Genomic DNA, 18,371 nt, shown 5'->3' with positions numbered 1-18,371 from the left:
GCTCCCTGATGATTGGCCCGGTCATGCCGGTTGCTCTCCCTGCCACGCCCGCGCCAGCAGGTCGCGGATCGGTCCGCGTTCGACCGGGCGCGGGTTGGGGTAGGTGTTCTGCGTGGCCAGCGTGGCGGCGCGGTCGATATCGCTTTCCGCCATGCCGAGCGCGGCAAGCGAGGTTGGCGCGCCCAAATTGCGCGCCAGTCGGTGCAGCGCCTGCGCGGGATCGTCGCCCAGCGCTTGCGCCAGCGGAGCGAGTTCCGCCACCACCGCCGGGGTGTTGTAGGCCAGCGCGTGCGGCAGGATCACGGTATGCACATCGGCATGGGGCAGGCCGAAGCTGCCGCCCAGCGTGTGGCACAACTTGTGGTGCAACGACATCCCGACCGCGCCCAGCACCGTGCCGCACAGCCATGCGGCATAGAGCGCGCGGGTCCGCGCGGGCAGGCGCAGCGGATCGGCGGCGATGCGGGGCAGGGCTTCCACCATCGCCCGCGCGCCTTCCAGCGCCATCAGGCTGGAAACGGGATTGCGATCCGGCGCGTAAAGCGCTTCCACCGCGTGCGCGATGGCGTTGAAGCCGCTGGTGATGCTGGTCGACTGGGGCAGGTCCAGCGTGAGTGCGGGATCGTAGAGCACGAGATCGGGCAGCAGCCGGGGATCGCGCATTGTGGTCTTCATGCCCGCCGCCGTCTGCCCCAGCACGGGCGTTACTTCCGATCCGGCATAAGTCGTGGCGACGATCGCCTGGCGGCAGCCGGTGTGCAGGGCAATCGCCTTGGCGAGGCCCACCGCCGTGCCGCCGCCGAAAGCGAGCACGCCATCGGCATCCACGTCGCGGAATTCCGCGAGCGCGGCTTCGGTCACCTCGACCGGCGTGTGCATGGTGGCATGGGCGAAATGGCTGGCGATCCTGCGTTCGAGCGGTTCGGCAATCGCCTGCGCCTTGTCCCGCTGCCCCGGCGTCGAAACCAGCAACAGCCGGTGGCAGCCGAGCGTCTCGATTTCCCCGGCAAGTTGCGCCACCATTCCCGCCCCAAAAACGATGCGTGCGGGTAATGTGGTATAGGCGAAGCGGTCGAGCATGGGCCTCCTGGGGCAAAGGCGCATGGTGGGCGGCGGCGGCAAGGCGCAAAATCGGTTTTTCGCAATCGCTGTACGCTATACGAAGCAAAATCCGGTATCGCCCACAACACGATCGAGGATGCCCAAGCGATGACGTCTGACAGCGACAAGGATCCCGTGGTCCTCAATGAACCCCTCGTCCTCGTGCATCGCGATCGGGGGCGCTTCGATCTGGTGCTCAACCGCCCGGCGCAGTTCAACGCGCTCTCGGAGGAGATGCTCGCGGCGCTGAAAGCCGAGCTGGCCGTTGTGGCGGCCGATCCCGCGGCGCGATGCGTGGTGCTGTCCGGCGCTGGCCGCGCGTTTTGCGCGGGGCATGACTTGCGCCAGATGCGCGCCACGCCCGACATTGCCTATTATCGCGATCTGTTCGGCGCCTGTACCGAGGTGATGCAGGCCATAGCCGACCTGCCGGTGCCGGTGATCGCGCGCGTGCACGGCATCGCCACGGCGGCGGGATGCCAGCTCGTCGCCAGCTGCGATCTGGCGGTCGCCTCCTCCGAGGCGCGGTTCGCCGTTTCGGGGATCAACGTCGGCCTGTTCTGCTCGACGCCGGCCGTGGCGCTATCGCGCAACGTGCCGGCCAAGCGCGCGTTCGAGATGCTGGTGACGGGGCAGTTCATCGATGCGGCCACGGCGGAGAGCTGGGGTCTGACCAACCGGACCGTCGCGCCCGAGGATCTCGATGCGGCGGTAGACGATTTCGTTCGCACGATCATGGCCAAGAGCCCCGCCGCGATCCGCCATGGCAAGGCGCTGTTCCATGCCCAGCGCGAACGCCCGTGCTCCGATGCCTATGAACTGGCTACGGAAGTGATGGCGCGGAACATGATGGAGGAAGACGCCGCCGAGGGGATCGACGCCTTCCTGCAAAAGCGCGCGCCGGTATGGGCGGGCGTGTAGGCGTAGCGATGGGGAAGGAAGAGCGCTTGGAAGCCGTGGCGGACCTCTACGCGGGAATGATTGCCATCCCGGCCGGCACTTTCACGATGGGATCGGAAGCGTTCTATCCGGAGGAAGCGCCGCTGCGCCGCGTGAAGGTGGACGCCTTCCGGATCGACGAGACGCCAGTGACCAACCGCCAGTTCGCGCGCTTCGTGGCGGCGACGGGGCATGTGACGCAGGCCGAGATCGCGCCCGATCCGAAGGACTATCCCGATATGTTGCCGGGCATGGACCGCGCCGGATCGCTGGTGTTCCGCAAGACGCGCGGGCCGGTGGACATGAACGCGCCGGGCAACTGGTGGCACTTCGAATTCGGGGCGGACTGGCGCCACCCGCTTGGCCCCGGCCGTTCGCTGGACGATCTGGACCTGTGGGATCATCCGGTGGTGCATGTCGCATGGGCGGATGCCGATGCCTATGCGCGGTGGGCGGGCAAGGACCTGCCGACCGAAGCCGAATACGAATACGCCGCGCGCGGCGGGCTGGAAGGCCGGGACTATGCCTGGGGCGACGAACTGGCGCCCGGCGGGCAGATGCTGGCGAACTACTGGCAGGGCCTGTTCCCCTTCGCCAACCAGTGCCTGGACGGATGGGAGCGGACCTCGCCGGTGCGGTCGTTCCCGCCTAACGGCTATGGGCTGTACGACATGATCGGCAACACCTGGGAATGGACCCGCGACTGGTGGAGCGAGCAGGCGGCGCAGGCTGATCCCAAGAAGGCGAAGGGCGCCTGCTGCACGGTTTCCAACCCGCGCGGCGGCAAGCTCAAGGACAGCTACGATCCGGCGCAGCCGGCGGTGCGCATCGGGCGCAAGGTGTTGAAGGGCGGATCGCACCTCTGCGCGGCGAACTATTGCCAGCGCTATCGCCCGGCGGCGCGCCATCCGGAAATGGTGGATACGTCCACCACCCATATCGGCTTTCGCTGCGTGGTGCGCGCCGGCTGATCGGCAACGGCCGGCGGCCGGCGGCCGGCGCTTACCAGCGCCGCGCCTTCATGCGCACGGTGACGACCGGGCCGAGCGCATCCGCGTTCTCGCCCAGCGCGAAGCCGTAATCACCGCCGGCGATGGACCATGTGCCGTTCTTCCAATCCGCCAGCAGGCGCGGATCGATCGCGACCGTGACCGGTTGCGAGGCGCCGGCCGCCAGATCGACGCGCGCGTAGCCCACCAGACGCTGCCTTGGCGCGCCCGCCTGCGTGACCATATAGAGCTGCGCCACCGTGGCGCCGGCGCGCTTGCCGGTGTTGGTGACCGTGAACGTGGCGGTTGCGCCATCGGTCTTGAGGCCGCTGGTGGCGAACGCGGTGTAGGACAGGCCATGGCCGAACGGGAACAGCGGCTTTTCCCCCTTGCGGGCGAACCAGCGGTAACCGAGGTCTGACCCCTCGATGTCGTAGTTGGCGACAAGGGCCATGTCGGCGTGCGGCGGATTACCGGTGAAATCGGGTTCGAGCACGTCGAACCCATCGACCTTGGCACGCGGAAGCTGCTTTTCGGCGGCCGGGAACGTGATCGGCAGGCGGCCTGAAGGGTTGGTCTTGCCGAACAGCACGTTCGCAATCGCTTCCGCGCCCCGTGCGCCCGGATACCATGCCTCGACCACCGCAGCGGTCTTGCCGAGCCACGGCATCAGCACCGGGCCACCGGTTTCGAGCACGACGATCGTGTTCGGGTTGGCGTCCGCCACGGCCGCGATCAGCGCGTCCTGCCCGTTGGGCAGCGTAAGATCGGGCTGGTCGAACCCTTCGGTCGACCATTGCGTGGCGAACACGATCGCGACATCCGCCTGCTTCGCCTGCGTCACCGCTTCGGAGATATAGCGGCCGTTGCGATAGGTAACGGTGGCGTCGCCGGCCTGCGCCTTGATCGCCTTGAGTGGCACGGAACGGTGATAGGCCTCCTGAATGAAGGCCGCGAAACCGCTGCCGCCGCCCAGCGGGATCGATACCGCCGGGCCGCCCTGGCCCTGCACCTGGCTTGAGCCCGCGCCCGAGACGACGCCGGTGTCGGCGTAGCCGCCGATGACGGCGATCCTTTTCGCCGAAGCGGCGAGCGGCAAGGCGCTCCGTTCGTTGCGCAGCAGGACGATGCCCTGTTCGGCGGTATCCTGCGCGATCCTGCCATGCGCATCGAAATCGATCTTGCCGCCGGGGCTGACGGGAAATTTGTCCAGCCCGTTGTCGTAGATCGCCCACAGCACGCGGCGGTTCATGTCATCGCGCCGTGCGGCCCAGGCGGGTTTGCCCGCGGCGGCTTCGGCCAGCGGCCGGTCGAAGAACATCGCCTTGTCGAGCTGCCCGCCCGATTGCTGGTCCAGCCCGTTCATCGCCGCCTGAAGATCGGGCACCGCGCCCCAATCCGACATGACGAAGCCCTTGTAGCCCCAGTCGCGCTTGAGCACCGTGTTCAGCAGCCAGTTGCTGGAGCAGGCCGGGTTGCCATTGACCTTGTTGTAGGCGCACATCACCGAGCCCGGATTGCCGATCTCGATGCCGAGCTGGAAGGCCAGCAGGTCGCTTTCGCGCGCCGCGCCTTCGGAAATCCGGGAATCGACGAACTTGCGGCCCGTCTCCTGCCCGTTCAGCGCGAAGTGCTTGATCGTGGCGATGATGTGGTTCGACTGGATGCCCCGGATCGCATGGCCGGCGAGCGTGCCGCTGAGCAGCGGGTCTTCGCCGAAATACTCGAAATTGCGGCCGTTGCGCGGATCGCGCATCAGGTTGACGCCGCCCGCCAGCATCACGTTGAAGCCCTTGGCGCGCGCTTCGGCGCCGATCATGGCGCCGCCCTGTTCGATGAGGGCGGGATTCCAGGTCGACGCCATGGCGAGGCCCGATGGCAGCGCGGTGGCGCCATCCCGGCGCAGCCCGAACACGTAGGCGACGCCAAGGCTGGCGTCGGTTTCCTTCAGCGCGGGAATGCCCAGCCGGGCAACGCCGCCGACGTAGCCGGCGCCGGGAATGGCATCCGCCGGAATCGGTGGCGGAGTGGCGCCGACCGGAAGCGGCATGATCCCGTGGGTCAGCACGGCCCTTTCTTCCTGCGTCATCTGCCGCAGCGTCGCGTCGGCCCGGTGCAGCGCGTCTTCGCCCGCCCTGCCTGGCGCGGCGGTGCCCGGTCCGGTGGATGGAGCCTGATCGCGGGCGGCGACCGTTGTGGCGGCCGCGGTGCCAAGCAGGATGGCAAGGCCCGCTTTCATCATTGTCCCGGTCATGCTTCCTGTCCCCCGTTTCTTGTCCCACCTGGTCGTGGCATAGCCGCCAGTCATTCCGGTCTCCGGTCGAACATATCCGAATACCGGCACGTCAGCGCGCCCGGCTGCGCCAGTTCCCCGGTGCCGAACTTGGCCCATTGCGCATCCCACAGCCTCTTCATCTCGGCAACCTTGGCCGGATAGCGGGCCGCGAGGTCCGTGCTTTCGGAAAAGTCACTGTCGAGATCGAACAGTTCCCAGCGGTCGTTGGCATAGGGCTGGTCGCAGTCATGCAGCGCCACGGCGCGCCAGCGTCCGCTGGTGATCGCCCGGTTGCCGCGCAGTTCGAAATACTGCACCTGCCGGCCCGGCGCCTTGCGGCTGCGCACGGTGGGGAGGAACGATGTGCCGGCGACCGGGATCTGCGGCACGCCTTCAACGATCATGTCGAAGCGCGCTTGCGCCGCTTCCAGCAGCGTGGGCGCGATATCGATCACATCGACGAATTGCCGGCGGATCGCGCCGCCATCGTGGACCATGCGCGGCCAGTGGAAAATCATCGGGGTGCGCGTGCCGCCCGAATAGGGCCACAGCTTGTAGCGCCGCAACGGCGTGTCGCCCGCCATGGCCCAGGGGCGTGGATATTCCGCCTGCGTCTTGCCGGTTCCCAGTTCGTCGATACGGGCGCGCTGTTGCGCTGGTGTAACCGTATTGGCGCGATAGAGGCCATCAAAGAAACCGGTTTGCCCGGCCTCAGAAGCGGCACCGTTATCGGACAGAACGACGATGACGGTGTTTTCGAGCGCGTTCCGATTGCGCAGGGCATCGAGCAGCCGCCCGATCTGCTTGTCGCAATGTTCGATGAAGCCGGCATAGACCGCCATGTACCGAGCGAAAACCACCTTTTCGTCGTCCGACAGGTCATCCCACGCGCGGTCGCGCGATTCCCGCCCGGGCAGCAGCGTGTTTTCGGGGATCAGCCCCATCCGTTTCATCCGGACGAAGCGTTCCTGCCGGATCGCGTCCCAGCCTTTTGCGTAAACCTCGTCATACGGCGCCGAATATTCGCGTGGCACCTGGATCGGCGAATGCGCCGTGCCGAAAGCGAGATTCAGGAAGAACGGCGCGGCCGGATTGCTGTCGAGATGGTGCGAGACGAGGCTGATCGCCTTGTCGGCCAGATCGGCGGAGAGGTGATAGCCTTCCGCGAAATCCCGCTTGAGATAGCCGTTGTTCTCCACCAGCTCGGGGCGATACTGGTCCGTCCAGCCGCGCGGGAAGCCATAGAAATAGTCGAAACCGCGCTGCAGCGGCCAGTTGTCGCGCGGGGCGTCCGCGCCCAGTTCGGCCATCGGGATCATATGCCATTTCCCGATCGCCCAGGTCGCATAGCCCCGCCGTTGCAGGGCTTGCGCCATGGTTTGCGCATTGCCTGGCAGACGGAACAGGCGCGCCATCTGCGGATCGCCCGGGGTCACGGCCGCGACATCGGGCACGTCCGGCATGTTGATCGTGTGCGCGTTGCGCCCGGTTAGCATCGCGGCGCGCGTGGAGGCGCAAACGGCCTTGGTGTCGAAGTGGACGTAGCGCAGGCCCGTCTTGGCGAGGCTGTCGATCACCGGCGTGCGGATTTCGGAGCCGAAGCAACCGATGTCGGAATAGCCCACATCGTCGAGGACGATCGTGATGATGTTGGGGCGCGGCCCTTTGCCGGCGATGGCACGGGCGGGCGCGCTCCCCAGGGTGGTCGTGGCGAGGAGCGCACTGACGAAGTGACGACGGGAAAGCTGCATGGGTCAGGCGTTCCTGCACGGTCGGAGAGCGCCGGCGCATGGGCCGACGCTCTCCGCGCTAGGCATCAGAAGTGAACAGCCGCTTCGACGCCGAACGTGCGGAAGGCGTCCGGAGTCAGCAACTGGGTATAGCCGGCGCCGGTGGCCGAGGTATCGAGCAGTCCGGTGCCTATGAGCGTGGCGAAATGCTTGTTGGTGAGGTTCTTGCCGAACACCGCAAGGCTGTAGCGCCCGTCCTGCGTCTCGATCGACAGCCTGCCGTTTAGCAGGCCATAGCCGGGCTGGGCGGTATTGGGATCGCGGAAGCTGAACAGCGTGCGCGACCGGTAGGTGAAGGACAGGTTGGCACCGCCGCGCAGATTGTCGCCGATATCCGTCCGGTAGCTGGCGTTCAGCGAATAGGCCCACTTGGGGGCGTTGGTCAGCGCTTCGCCGGTCACGTCCTGCCGGCTGGTCACGCAGCCGAGCGCGGCGGTCTGCCCCGGATAGCAGCTGACGACCAGCCCCCGCACTTCCGTGTCCGTAAACGCAAGATTGCCCGAAAGGCTGAGGCCGTTCATCGGGCGCAGGATCGCCTCGATTTCCGCGCCCTTGGTCACGAGCTTGCCGGCGTTGGTCAGCTGGAACGAGGTCAGCACCGCGCTGTAGGTCTGTGCCTGGAAGTTGGTGAAGGTTTCGTAGAAGCCGGTCGCGTTCAGCGTCAGCTTCCGGTCGAACAGCGTCGTGCGCAGGCCGATTTCCCAATTGCGGGCGATCTCGGGCTTCAGCACTGCCAGCCCCGCGTTCACCGTCGCCGCCGTCAGGTTGTTGAGCAGGTTGAGCGCCGGTCCCTTGTAGCCACGGGTATAGCTGGCATAGGCCATCACATCGGGCGAAGCCTGATACTGGATGCCGAGCTTGTAGCTGAAATCGGTGTCGGTGGCCTTGAGTGTCGGCGTGACGTAGGCCGGCCCGCCCAGGCTGGGCATGGCCGCGAGCGCCCCTGGCAGCACCGTGCGGTTGAAGTGCGCCACCGCTTGTTCGGACGTCAGGCGGAAGCCGCCGATCAGCGAGAGGGTATCGGTCAGATGGCCGGTAAGCTGCCCGAACGCGGCCACGTTCTTCGTGGTAATGTCGCGATCGACCTGGTTGCCGAGGTATTGTCCGGCGGGCAGATTGACCGTCAGATTGCCTTTCACCTGCGTGCGGGTGGTGACGTCCTGCCAGAAATAGTAGAGGCCGAGGACATATTCGATCGTCTTGCCGGCGGGCGACGTCAGCCGCAGTTCCTGGGTAAACTGCTTCTGCTTCTGCAAGGCGTTGTTCAGGCTGACGACGGGCAGGGGAACCAGATCGGGATCGTTGTTGTCGAACACCCGGAATTCGCGATAGGCCGTGATCGAGGTGATCGTCTGGCCGCCGAGTTCCGTGTTGATTTCGACCGAGGCGCCGCCGGTCTTCTGGCGGTTGAAGTAATCGCCGTCGATCGTCACCTGCCGGTTGATCGGCCCGAGGGTCTGGCTGGCCAGCAGCGCGGCGCGCGTCTGGCCGTTGTAGTAGGTGGTCGTCGGCAGTACCGAGCGCACGGTGGAGGTGCAGCAGTTGCGGTTGCTCTCGCCGTAGTCGCCAATGAGATAGATCGAGGTAACGTCGCTCGGCTTGAACAGCAGTTTGCCGCGCAAGCCCCAGCTGTTGTTGCCGTTGAGCTTCTGGCCGTTGACGGTGTTGGTGATGATCCCGTCGGCGGTGGAGCGGAAGCCCGAGAGGCGCAGCGCTGCACGGCCCTGATCCAGCACCGCCGATGCGCTGGCCTTCAGGCGAACGTCGTTAAACGTGCCGTAGCTGGCCGAGGCCGACAGGGATGACGTGTCAAGATCCGGCTTGCCGGTGACGACGTTGAGCGCGCCGGCCGAGGAATTCTTGCCGAACAGCGTGCCTTGCGGACCGCGCAGGACTTCGATGCGCTCGATGTCGTTGAAATCGAAGAACGAGGCGGCCGACCGGCCGATGACCACGCCATCGACCACCGTCGAAACCGATGGTTCCACACCGTCCGAGAAGTTGAGCGTGCCGATGCCGCGGATCGACAACCCTTGCCCGCGCGTGTTGGCGCTGTTGGTGAAGTTGATCGAAGGCGAGACCTGCGAAAGCTGTTCCAGGCCGCTGATCCGGTTGTCCGCCAGCACGGTGGACGAAAGCACGGCAACCGAAACGGGGACTTTTTGCAGGCTCTGTTCGCGCTTTTGCGCGGTCACCACGATCTCGCCGGTGGCGGCTTCTCCATCCGCGGCCGCGCCATCCTGAACCTGTTGCGCATGCACGGAAAGAGGCGTCGCGAGCGAAAACGCCACGCTTCCAAGCGACAGCACCGTGCGGCGATAATTCATGACACCCTCCCTTGTCTGACCGAATTGCGTTCGGTCCGATTTGTTTGCCCACTGACGCAAAGCGATTCGGGACAACGTTGTCCCGAACGCATAGTGTTGCGCAAAATCGGCGTCAACAGCGGACGGACTGATGGTTGCTTCTGTGGCTGTCAGCGCACCGCCGGGGCCATCGACTGGCGGGTCACCAGTTCGTAAGGCATCGTCACGACCCGGTCCCACGCCACGCCGTCTCGCGTGTCACGCTCGATCAGGCTGTTACCCGCCAGCCGGGCAATTTCGATCGTCGATTGCCGCACCGTGGCGATCCGGGGCCAGGTATGGGTGGAAACGGCGAGCCCGCCGAACCCCACCAGCGACAACTGGCCCGGCACGTCTATTCCCCGTTCGATGGCGGCCGCGAGCACGCCGGCGGCCATTTCGTCGTTCGCGGCGAATATGGCGGTTGGACGCTTGGGCAGAGCCAGCAGTTCGTGCCCCATCTCGAAGCCAGAGGCAAACAGGAAATCGCCTTGCCGCACCTCCACGCTGGCGCCGGCCACGCTGCCGATGATGTCGAGAAAGCCGATCTTGCGCTCGCGCTGGGCCGTATGGCTTTCGGGGCCGTCGATAAAGCCGATCCGCCGATGGCCCATTGCGAGAATGGCTTCTCCCACGTCGTGCGCCGCCTTGTTGTTGTCGATGACGAAGCACAGCCCGCGGTCCAGATCGAGGCCGGGATTGATCCGCGCAAACGGAATTGCCGCGTTGTCGAGCAGGTCGAGCACCCATGCGATATCGCAAAGCGGTGGCACCAGGATCACGCCGTCCAGCTTCACCAGATCAAGAAAGCGTCGCAGCATTTCTCCCGACATCCGTGCATCCACGGACGAGATGTTCTCGATGACCAGATGATGTTCTGCTGCATGGCACGCCTGCAGCAAACCCAGTATCACGTCTGCAGCATAGCTCGGCATGTGATGATCGGGTTCGGAAGCGTGGAGGATCTCCGTATGCGATCCGATGATCAATCCAAGGGCATGGGACTTGCCGCCGCGCAAGAGACTGGCGGCCCTGTTGGGCTTGTAGTCGAGGTCCCTTATCGCCTGTTCAACGCGATCCCGCAGCTCTGCGGCCACAGTCGGTGCTCCGTTGAGAACGCGGGAAACGGTCTTGAAAGACACGCCGGCGTGTTTGGCGATGTCGACAATGGTCACAGACCGTTTCAAGCATTCCCCCTGAGCACCTGCCGCAGAATAGGTTCACGGTTCAGGCGGCTGCTCCGTGAACGCCAGCCGCCCTTGCCGTGCCCGCCACGGCAGAGGCCATGGACGGAGGGCAATTACTCCAGAGCGGTCGGGATGGCCAGTGACGGATGATCGCCGCTGTGAGGGCGGCCCGTCATCCCTTCAAACCGCTGCGGCAAGATCGCCGCGAAGCAATTTGGCCCAGGCTCACCGTTTTGCGTAGACGATCCGCGAACGGGCGATCCAGTCGGCGCTGCCTGGAGGATCGAGCTCCACTTCCTGCCGGGCGACGCGCCGGGCGCACGCCGCCTGAGGAACCGTCAGGAGTACCGAGCGCTTCCTTGGCAAGATCCAGCAAAAACTGTCGTTTAGGTTCGCTTTCAGAACGACAGGAGGTGGTCGGCACCTGTCGGATCGCGGGGCGGTTAGCCTGCTGTCCCAAGCCGCCTCAATAGCGGTCGTTTCCGATCGATGATTGCCCCGTCGGAACCGGTCTTACGGTCACCGGGACAAGCTGGCCCTGGCTTTGGGCGGAACGTCTATCGGCAAATCCATGAGTACCCCGTACCCCGCCCGTGCCGAGAGAAAAGTGGGGTATGCCCGCGCCTCGGCTATGCCGGGGCGTCAAGCACGGCCGTAGCCGCAGCGACCAGCGCCTGGGCGCCGTTCGCCGGCATCTCTTCATCGCGCATGGCCTGGTGGAACATGAGCGCACCGACGATGACGCTAAATGCAAGTTGCAGCCTGTCATGCGATGCCTGCGGTCGCAACCGGCTGAGCGCGCCTAGCAAGCGTTGCTCGTCCCCTGCCATCGCCGCTTCGGTCGCGTGCGCAAGCTCCGGCGTGCGCGAGGCGCTTTCGGTGATCGTCACCACCGCCCGTCCGCGCGCGCCCGTCATGAAGGCCTGCGCATTGCGCACGTGCGCCAGCAGTTCCGTGGCCGGATCATCGCTGAACACCATCTCGCGCTCCATCTTGCGCGAGGTCTCGTAGAGCGCGTTCGCCACCAGTTCGCTCTTGGCCGAGAACCGCCGATAGAGCGTGGTGCGGCTGATCCCCGCCGCTTCGGCGACCGCCTCGAACGTCAGGCCGTCATAGCCGACCCGCGCCAGCAGCGCCCAGGTGGCCTGCCGGATCGCCTCGTCTTTCTCGGTCTCACGCGGCCGCCCCCGGCCACGCATCAACACATCCTCCGCCATCCTCGTCCCTTCGCGAATCTGTCATCTAATATCGATACACGACCGTTCACAAATTGCCACAACCTGAAGGGGGCGCATTGTGAATCGCCGAAAATACCTGATGTGCAGCGCGGTTTTGCTGGCCGCAATGCCTGTCCGTGCCATGGCAGGGGAAACTGCCGCCGATGCCGCCGACGCGCCGGTCGACGACATCGTCGTCACCGCGCGCAAGACGCGTGAGCGGCTGCAGGACGTGCCGCTCGCCATTACCGCGGTGGGCGGGGCGGACCTGCGCCGCAACGATCACATCCGGCTGGAAGATCTCAACCAGCTCGTCCCCAGCGCCAACGTCGTCGTCACCAACGGCCACCAGGCGAGCATTTCGATCCGTGGTCTGGGCAATAACCCCGGCAGCGACGGGCTGGAGAACAGCGCCAGCCTGTTCCTGGACGGTGTCTACCTCGGGCGTCCGGGCATGGCCGCGACCGACCTGATCGACGTGCAGCAGATCGAGGTGCTGCGCGGGCCCCAGGGCACGCTGTTTGGCAAGAACACTACCGCCGGCGCGGTCAACATCACCACCGAGGCGCCGAGCTTCACTCTGGGCGCGCGCGGCCAGGCCACTTATGGCAACTTCAACTACCAGCAATATCAGGGCTCGCTCACCGGGCCGATCACTGACAGGCTGGCATTCCGCGTCACCGGCTACCGCACGACGCGCGACGGCATCGTCGACAATATCACCACCGGCAGGAAGACCAGCGGCCTCGGCCGCGACGGCGCGCGCCTGCAACTCCTGTGGAAACCGACCGACGACCTGTCCGTGCGGCTGATCGGCGAATATTCGAGCGAGCAGCAAAGCTCGGGCGCGGTTACCGTGATCCCGAGCATGGGCCTCACCCCGGCGGCGATTCAGGCCAAGCTGACCGCCACCGGCGCGAAGATCGCGATCGACCCGACGGGGCGCACCACCGCTGTCGACGGGCCGGTTGCCACCGGCACCAAGCAGGGCGCCGGCTCCGCGCAGATCGACTGGACCTTCGGCGGCGGCTTCAAGCTGACCTCGATCACCGCGTTCCGCTACTGGCAGTATCGCTCGGATTCGGACACCGAGGGCAGCAGCGCCGACGTGATCTACGGCGGCTACTATATCCAGGATCGCCAGTGGACACAGGAGGTGCGCCTCGCGCTGCCGCGCATGGGCAATGTCGATGCGCTGGTCGGGCTCTACTATTTCAACCAGTACGTCGAGACCGACCAGCACCTTAACTACGGCAAGGACGCGGCGGCGTGGCTCTCGGGCATCCCCAATTCCCTGCTGCCGGTCTACGCGAAAGTATCGCCGCAGATCGCCGGGCTGCTGGCGTTCAACAATACCCGCTGGGATACGCTGGCCAATCCGTTGACGCACAGCATCGCCGGCTTCGGCCAGGTCAACTGGCACGTCACGCCGAAATGGAACGTCACCGTCGGCCTGCGCGAAACGCACGAGACCAAGCGCGAGGACGTCTCGCGCCCGATTCCTGTCGCTGCCGCCACGGGCCTGCCGGTCACCGCGCTCGCCAGCCAGGCGGCCGCGCCGATCCATGCCGCGATCTCGAACACCGCTGCCTCGTTCCTGTTCAGCACCGACTACCACCCGAGCGAGAGCGTGATGGTCTACGGTCTGGTTTCGCGCGGGCAGAAGGCGGGCGGGCTCAACACCACGCTGCCGCCCACCGGGCTCGGCGCCGATGCGCTCAAGGTCGAGCCCGAAGTCGCCACCAACTACGAGATCGGCATCAAGAGCGAGTTGTGGGACCGCCGCATCCAGCTCAACCTGAACCTGTTCCGCACCGAGATCCGCAACTACCAGGCCAATGTGCTCAAGGAAGTGAACGGACAAGTCGTCCAGCTCCTCACCAATGCCGGCCGCGTGCGCACGCAGGGCGTTGAGGCCGAGGCGACGCTGCGCCCGGTCGAGAACCTCACGCTGCACGGCTATGTCGCCTATAACGACGCCAAGTATCGCTCTTACCCCGCCGGCCCGTGCCCCATCGAAACAACCGGCCGGCCAACCTGCGATCTCAGCGGGCGTCCGGTGGCCGGGGCGCCGCGGTGGACCACGGGCATCAACGGCACGTACGAGCACGACCTGGGGCGTGGCCTCGTCGGCTACGGCAGCGCCGAGTTCTCGTACCGCTCGCACTTCTACGGCTCGCTCGACGATTCGCGCCTGACAGTGACCGGGGGCTACGGTCTGCTCAACCTGCGCGCGGGCGTCCGGGAGAAGAACGGGCTGTGGGACCTTTCGGTCTGGGGCCGGAATGTCACGAACGCGGTCTATGCCAGCAACTACTTCAACTACGGCTCGATCCTGCCGGGCACCTACGTCGCCTTCTTCGGCGATCCGGCGACCTATGGCGCAACGCTGCGGTTCAACTTCTGAAAAGGATGCATTCGATGAAGCGCTTCACCACCCTGCTGGCCGCGACCGCGCTGGCGTTCGCCGCGACGGCATCCGCCAAGGATCTGTCGTTCACCATCGCCGCGATCCCCGACACGCAGAACTACATCGACTATACCCACCAGACCGCCGAAGGCTTCAAGTTCGACGCGGACAAGATGTTCCTCGAGCAGATGAAGTTCATCGCCGACAATCTCGAGGCCAACGGCGGTGACATCGCCTTCGTCACCGCGCTGGGCGACGTGTGGCAGCACCAGACGCTGCTGATGGACCCAGCGCATGCCGCGCGCGGTTTCAAGCGCGTGGCCAACCCGATCATGGACAGCCACTTCGCGCCGACGCCCAAGGTGACCACCATCGAGATCCCGACCGCACGGGCGGGCTATGCGATGATCGCGGACAAGGTGCCGTTCTCGGTCGTGCCCGGCAACCACGATCACGACGCGATGTGGACCGACGCCAACCACCCGCCCGCCGCCGTGTTCAAGGACATGTCGAGCCTGGGCGTGCTGCACGCCGGCGGGCTCGACAACTTCCGCTCGCTGTTCGGCGCCAACCAGCCCTTCTTCAAGGGCAAGCCGTGGTACGTCGCCAGCCACGATGGCGGCGCGGACAGCGCGCAGATCTTCACCGCCGGCGGCTATACGTTCCTGCACATCGGCCTGCAGTTCGACGCGCACGATTCCTCGCTGGAATGGGCCGCGAAGATTATCGCCGAGCATCCCGGTCTGCCGACGATCATCTCGACCCACGACTTCCTCGACAACGAAGGCCGCCGCGCGCCCAACCCGATCATCGACAACCATGCGGTCGATCCTGAGGACAACGATCCGCAGATGATGTGGGACAAGCTGATCAGCCAGCATGACCAGATATTCCTGGTGCTGTGCGGCCACGAGCACGGCCAGGCGATGCGCGTCGATGACAACCGCGCGGGCCATCCGGTGTGGCAGGTCCTGTCGGACTATCAGGACCGGCGTCAGACCGCGATCGACGCCGGCGTGAAGCTGCAGCCGGGCGAGGGCATCGGCGATGGCTGGCTCCGCCTGATGACCTTCGACATGGCGAGGCCCGTGCCGACCATCCACGTGCGCACCTATTCGACCGCCTACAAGAAGCAGAGCCGCGACACGGCTGAATACGCCGCGTGGTACAAGGCGGTCGAGAAGCCCAGGCTGACCGACGCGCAGTTCCATGATCAGGAGGATTTCACGATCGACCTGACCGGCTTCCGCCAGCGCTTCGGCGCACCGAAGTAGTCCGCACATACGCGATCCAGGTGGCGCGGGCATCGTGCATGGGTATGCATGTGCCCGCGCCACCTGAAGTTCATCCACGCTGGATGCCCCCGTCTGCCGCCGAAACTGCCTTCAGGCTGAGCCGCACAAATTCCGAAGGCGGCCGTGCGTGCATTGAAGGCTGCCGGTTTATCGGCATGAGATCGTCGTCATTCAGACGCGATGGCGCTATGGCACGTCATGATGCAGATTCTGATCGATGCCGACGCTTGTCCGGTGAAAGATGAAACCTACAAGGTTGCGATCCGCTACAAGTTTCCGGTGGTTGTGGTCAGCAATAGCCCGATCCGTGTGCCACCCGATCCGCTCATAGCACGCAAAGTCGTGAGCGACGCTTTTGACGCGGCCGACGACTGGATCGTCGAGAACACGGGCGTCGATACGGTTGTGATCACCGCAGACATCCTGTTGGCGGACCGCTGTCTGAAATTGGGGGCCACGGTCATTTCCCCGACGGGCCACCCCTTTACGAGTTCCTCAATCGGTAACGCCATCGCCATGCGGGCCATCCTGTCCGATCTGCGCGCGGGCGGTGAGAACCTGGGCGGACCAGCCCCCTTCAGCAAAACCGATCGCTCGCGCTTTCTTTCCGCCCTCGATCAAGCGCTAACAAAGCTGCGACAACGGAATTGATGCGGGCGAATCTTCCATTCCCGCCTTAAAACGGGCCATACGCGGCCGAAGCAGGGCTCGTCGAAAGCCGCCGCAGGTTCATGATCATCAACGAGCACCCGGTGAGGAGCCCGTGGGCATGGATACGCCATGCCCCAGCCCTTCCACCAGAGCGTCAAAGACCGCGCGATATCGCTCGTTGCTCCGGAGGCCCTCGTGCATGACGATCCAGAGCGGTAAGTCGAAGGCGAAACCATCAGGCAGGATGCGCTCGAGCATGGCGTCGCGCGCGGCAATCGCCACCTGGCAAATGCCGATGCCGAAGCCGGCACGGATCGCGGCAAGTTGGACGACAGTGTTGTCTACTCGCAACGCGAAATTCGCATGATCGAGGCCGGGCAGCGCGCCGAGCACCGCGCGTGACAAGTTTCCGCTGCTGTCTGCGCCAATCAGATCGTGGTCGATGAGGTCAGCGATCGATCCTGGAATGCCCCGCAGGTCGAGATAATCGCGATGGGCGTACAGGCCCAGTTGCAGCACGCCCAGCTTGCGCGCGACCAGCGCTTGCTGGGTCGGTTCGACCATGCGGATGGCGATGTCGGCCCGGCGTTGCAGCAGGTCGTCGATCGCATCGCTCGCCATCAGTTCGATGGACAACCGGGGGTGGCGGCGGCGTAACGACGCAAGCACGGGCGGCAGATGTTCCGTTGCAACCACCTCGCTGGCTGTGATGCGCACGGTTCCCGCGATCTCTCCCCGGTTGGCGGAGGCTGTGCGCAACAAGGCGGCCGAGGTGGCGATCATATCTTCAGCATATGGTTTCAACGCCAGCGCACGGTCTGTGGGCGAGAGTCCCCGTTGCGAGCGCAAAAACAGCGTACCGCCCACGGCCTGCTCAAGCGCCTCGATATGGCGGGCGACACTGGGTTGCGTCAGGCCAAGAACGCGCGCGGCGGCTGACAGGGATCCTTCCCGCAGCACAGCAGCGAAGGTGCGATATAAATCCCAGCTTGGTTCAGTGTTCATTGATTTTCGTATAGCTGATCGCCGTATTCCGTCAATTTCGTAGCATGCTTGTTCCGGCGATGAGGAAGGCCTCGTACAAGGAGGCTGACATGGAACGGATTGCTCTGGTGCTGGGTGCGACAGGAGGAATTGGCGGAGCGGTCGCGCGGCGACTGGCAGAGGGGGGATGGAGCGTTCGCGCACTCGTCCGGGCGCAGAGCCTCGCGCGGTTGCCAGGTCACGTGATACCGGTGACGGGGGATGCCATGGATAGCGCCACAGTAGCGGCAGCGGCGACGGGCGCAAAACTGATCGTCCACGCGGTTAACCCGCCAGGCTATCGCGATTGGGACAAGCTGGTCCTGCCAATGCTGGACAACAGCATCGCTGCGGCTCGCGCGCAACGAGCGCGGGTGCTGCTGCCCGGCACCGTCTACAATTACGGCCCCGACAGCTTTCCGCTGATCGACGAAGCTGCGCCCCAACATCCTGTGACTCGCAAGGGGGCGATCCGGGTGGAAATGGAGCACAAGCTTCGCAGCGCCGCCGAGGCGGGAGACATTCGCGCGCTAATCGTGCGGGCGGGTGACTTCTTCGGCCCTGGTGCTGCCAACAGCTGGTTCGCCCAGGGGCTGATCAAGCCGGGCGCGCGGCCCGGCGTCATCCGTAGTCCCGGCGAGCCCGGAGTGGGCCATCAATGGGCTTATCTGCCCGATGTTGCCGAAACCATGGTGCGCCTGGTTGAGCGCGACAGAGCACAAGGCTTCGAAACCTTCCACATGGATGGCCATTGGGACGCCACCGGCACCGCGATGATCGAAGCGATCATACAGGCACTGGGCGAGCCTAATGCACGCGTTGCCCCTTTCCCCTGGTGGTTGCTACGCATTGCCGGCCTCTTTGCAGTGACCCCGCGCGAACTGATGGAGATGCGTTATCTCTGGCAGCGGCCGATCCGCCTTAACAATGCCCGTCTGGTCGCCACGCTCGGCGCCGAGCCGCATACGCCGCTCGCCCTTGCGGTAAGAACCACACTTGGTGACATGGGATGCCTGCCGTGACGTGACTTCATCAAACTTACAGCGTCGCCCGCCGCCTTCAAAGCCGACCTTCACATCGCCCGATCGGCCCGTCGTCGGCGCGGTGGACGACCAAGTCGCTCGTGGAGGACAGCGCGATATGCTGCAC

Annotated in this window: 13 protein-coding genes; 6 read left to right on the top strand and 7 right to left on the bottom strand. The window is 65.3% G+C overall.

Going from position 1 to position 18,371, the window contains the following annotated elements; genetic code table 11:
* Nucleotides 1-21: 21 nt before the first annotated feature.
* Nucleotides 22-1,080: a maleylacetate reductase gene (locus B3547_RS02765; protein ID WP_292959936.1), complete on the bottom strand. Its 1,059-nt coding sequence runs from the start codon at nt 1,078-1,080 to the stop codon at nt 22-24.
* Nucleotides 1,081-1,209: 129 nt separating this feature from the next.
* Between B3547_RS02765 and B3547_RS02760 the strand changes: the two genes are divergently transcribed.
* Together B3547_RS02760 and B3547_RS02755 are read left to right on the top strand one after the other, a co-directional pair.
* The gene (locus B3547_RS02760; RefSeq protein ID WP_292959934.1) at nt 1,210-2,022 is read left to right on the top strand and encodes an enoyl-CoA hydratase; all 813 of its coding nucleotides are present in this window, start codon (nt 1,210-1,212) and stop codon (nt 2,020-2,022) included.
* 56 nt (nt 2,023-2,078) lie between these two features.
* The gene (locus B3547_RS02755) at nt 2,079-3,011 is read left to right on the top strand and encodes a formylglycine-generating enzyme family protein (RefSeq protein WP_292959965.1); all 933 of its coding nucleotides are present in this window, start codon (nt 2,079-2,081) and stop codon (nt 3,009-3,011) included.
* 31 nt (nt 3,012-3,042) lie between these two features.
* Here B3547_RS02755 and B3547_RS02750 read toward each other — a convergent pair whose 3' ends face one another.
* The 5 genes from B3547_RS02750 to B3547_RS02730 all read right to left on the bottom strand — a co-directional run bounded on the left by B3547_RS02750 (nt 3,043) and on the right by B3547_RS02730 (nt 11,843).
* The gene (locus tag B3547_RS02750) at nt 3,043-5,283 is read right to left on the bottom strand and encodes a beta-glucosidase family protein (protein ID WP_292959932.1); all 2,241 of its coding nucleotides are present in this window, start codon (nt 5,281-5,283) and stop codon (nt 3,043-3,045) included.
* Between the two features lie 50 nt (nt 5,284-5,333).
* Nucleotides 5,334-7,055 (bottom strand): arylsulfatase, encoded by a 1,722-nt coding sequence (locus B3547_RS02745; RefSeq protein ID WP_292959930.1) that lies wholly within the window; start codon nt 7,053-7,055, stop codon nt 5,334-5,336.
* A 65-nt stretch (nt 7,056-7,120) separates the two neighbouring features.
* Nucleotides 7,121-9,421 carry a TonB-dependent receptor gene (locus tag B3547_RS02740; RefSeq protein ID WP_292959927.1) on the bottom strand — a complete coding sequence of 767 codons (2,301 nt, stop codon included), beginning with the start codon at nt 9,419-9,421 and terminating at the stop codon, nt 7,121-7,123.
* Between the two features lie 149 nt (nt 9,422-9,570).
* Nucleotides 9,571-10,614, bottom strand: coding sequence for a LacI family DNA-binding transcriptional regulator (locus tag B3547_RS02735; protein ID WP_292959925.1), 1,044 nt, complete (start codon nt 10,612-10,614; stop codon nt 9,571-9,573).
* 641 nt (nt 10,615-11,255) lie between these two features.
* The gene (locus B3547_RS02730) at nt 11,256-11,843 is read right to left on the bottom strand and encodes a TetR/AcrR family transcriptional regulator (protein WP_125953687.1); all 588 of its coding nucleotides are present in this window, start codon (nt 11,841-11,843) and stop codon (nt 11,256-11,258) included.
* A 142-nt stretch (nt 11,844-11,985) separates the two neighbouring features.
* Here B3547_RS02730 and B3547_RS02725 point away from each other — a divergent pair, with 142 nt between their 5' ends.
* The 3 genes from B3547_RS02725 (at nt 11,986) to B3547_RS02715 (ending at nt 16,199) form a co-directional block, all read left to right on the top strand.
* Nucleotides 11,986-14,250 (top strand): TonB-dependent receptor, encoded by a 2,265-nt coding sequence (locus B3547_RS02725; RefSeq protein WP_292959922.1) that lies wholly within the window; start codon nt 11,986-11,988, stop codon nt 14,248-14,250.
* 5 nt (nt 14,251-14,255) lie between these two features.
* A complete protein-coding gene (locus B3547_RS02720) occupies nt 14,256-15,527 on the top strand; it encodes a serine/threonine protein phosphatase (protein WP_414690484.1) in 1,272 nt (423 codons plus the stop codon).
* A gap of 222 nt (nt 15,528-15,749) precedes the next feature.
* Nucleotides 15,750-16,199, top strand: a complete 450-nt coding sequence (locus B3547_RS02715) for a YaiI/YqxD family protein (RefSeq protein WP_292959964.1) — start codon at nt 15,750-15,752, stop codon at nt 16,197-16,199.
* A gap of 87 nt (nt 16,200-16,286) precedes the next feature.
* Here B3547_RS02715 and B3547_RS02710 read toward each other — a convergent pair whose 3' ends face one another.
* Nucleotides 16,287-17,204, bottom strand: coding sequence for a LysR family transcriptional regulator (locus B3547_RS02710; RefSeq protein ID WP_292959918.1), 918 nt, complete (start codon nt 17,202-17,204; stop codon nt 16,287-16,289).
* Between the two features lie 89 nt (nt 17,205-17,293).
* Between B3547_RS02710 and B3547_RS02705 the strand changes: the two genes are divergently transcribed.
* Nucleotides 17,294-18,244, top strand: coding sequence for an NAD-dependent epimerase/dehydratase family protein (locus B3547_RS02705; protein WP_292959916.1), 951 nt, complete (start codon nt 17,294-17,296; stop codon nt 18,242-18,244).
* The last annotated feature ends 127 nt before the right edge of the window (nt 18,245-18,371 follow it).

The organism is Novosphingobium sp. UBA1939 (genome assembly GCF_002336885.1).
Classification (GTDB): Bacteria; Pseudomonadota; Alphaproteobacteria; order Sphingomonadales; family Sphingomonadaceae; genus Novosphingobium.
This window is presented reverse-complemented; position numbering and strand designations above follow the sequence as displayed.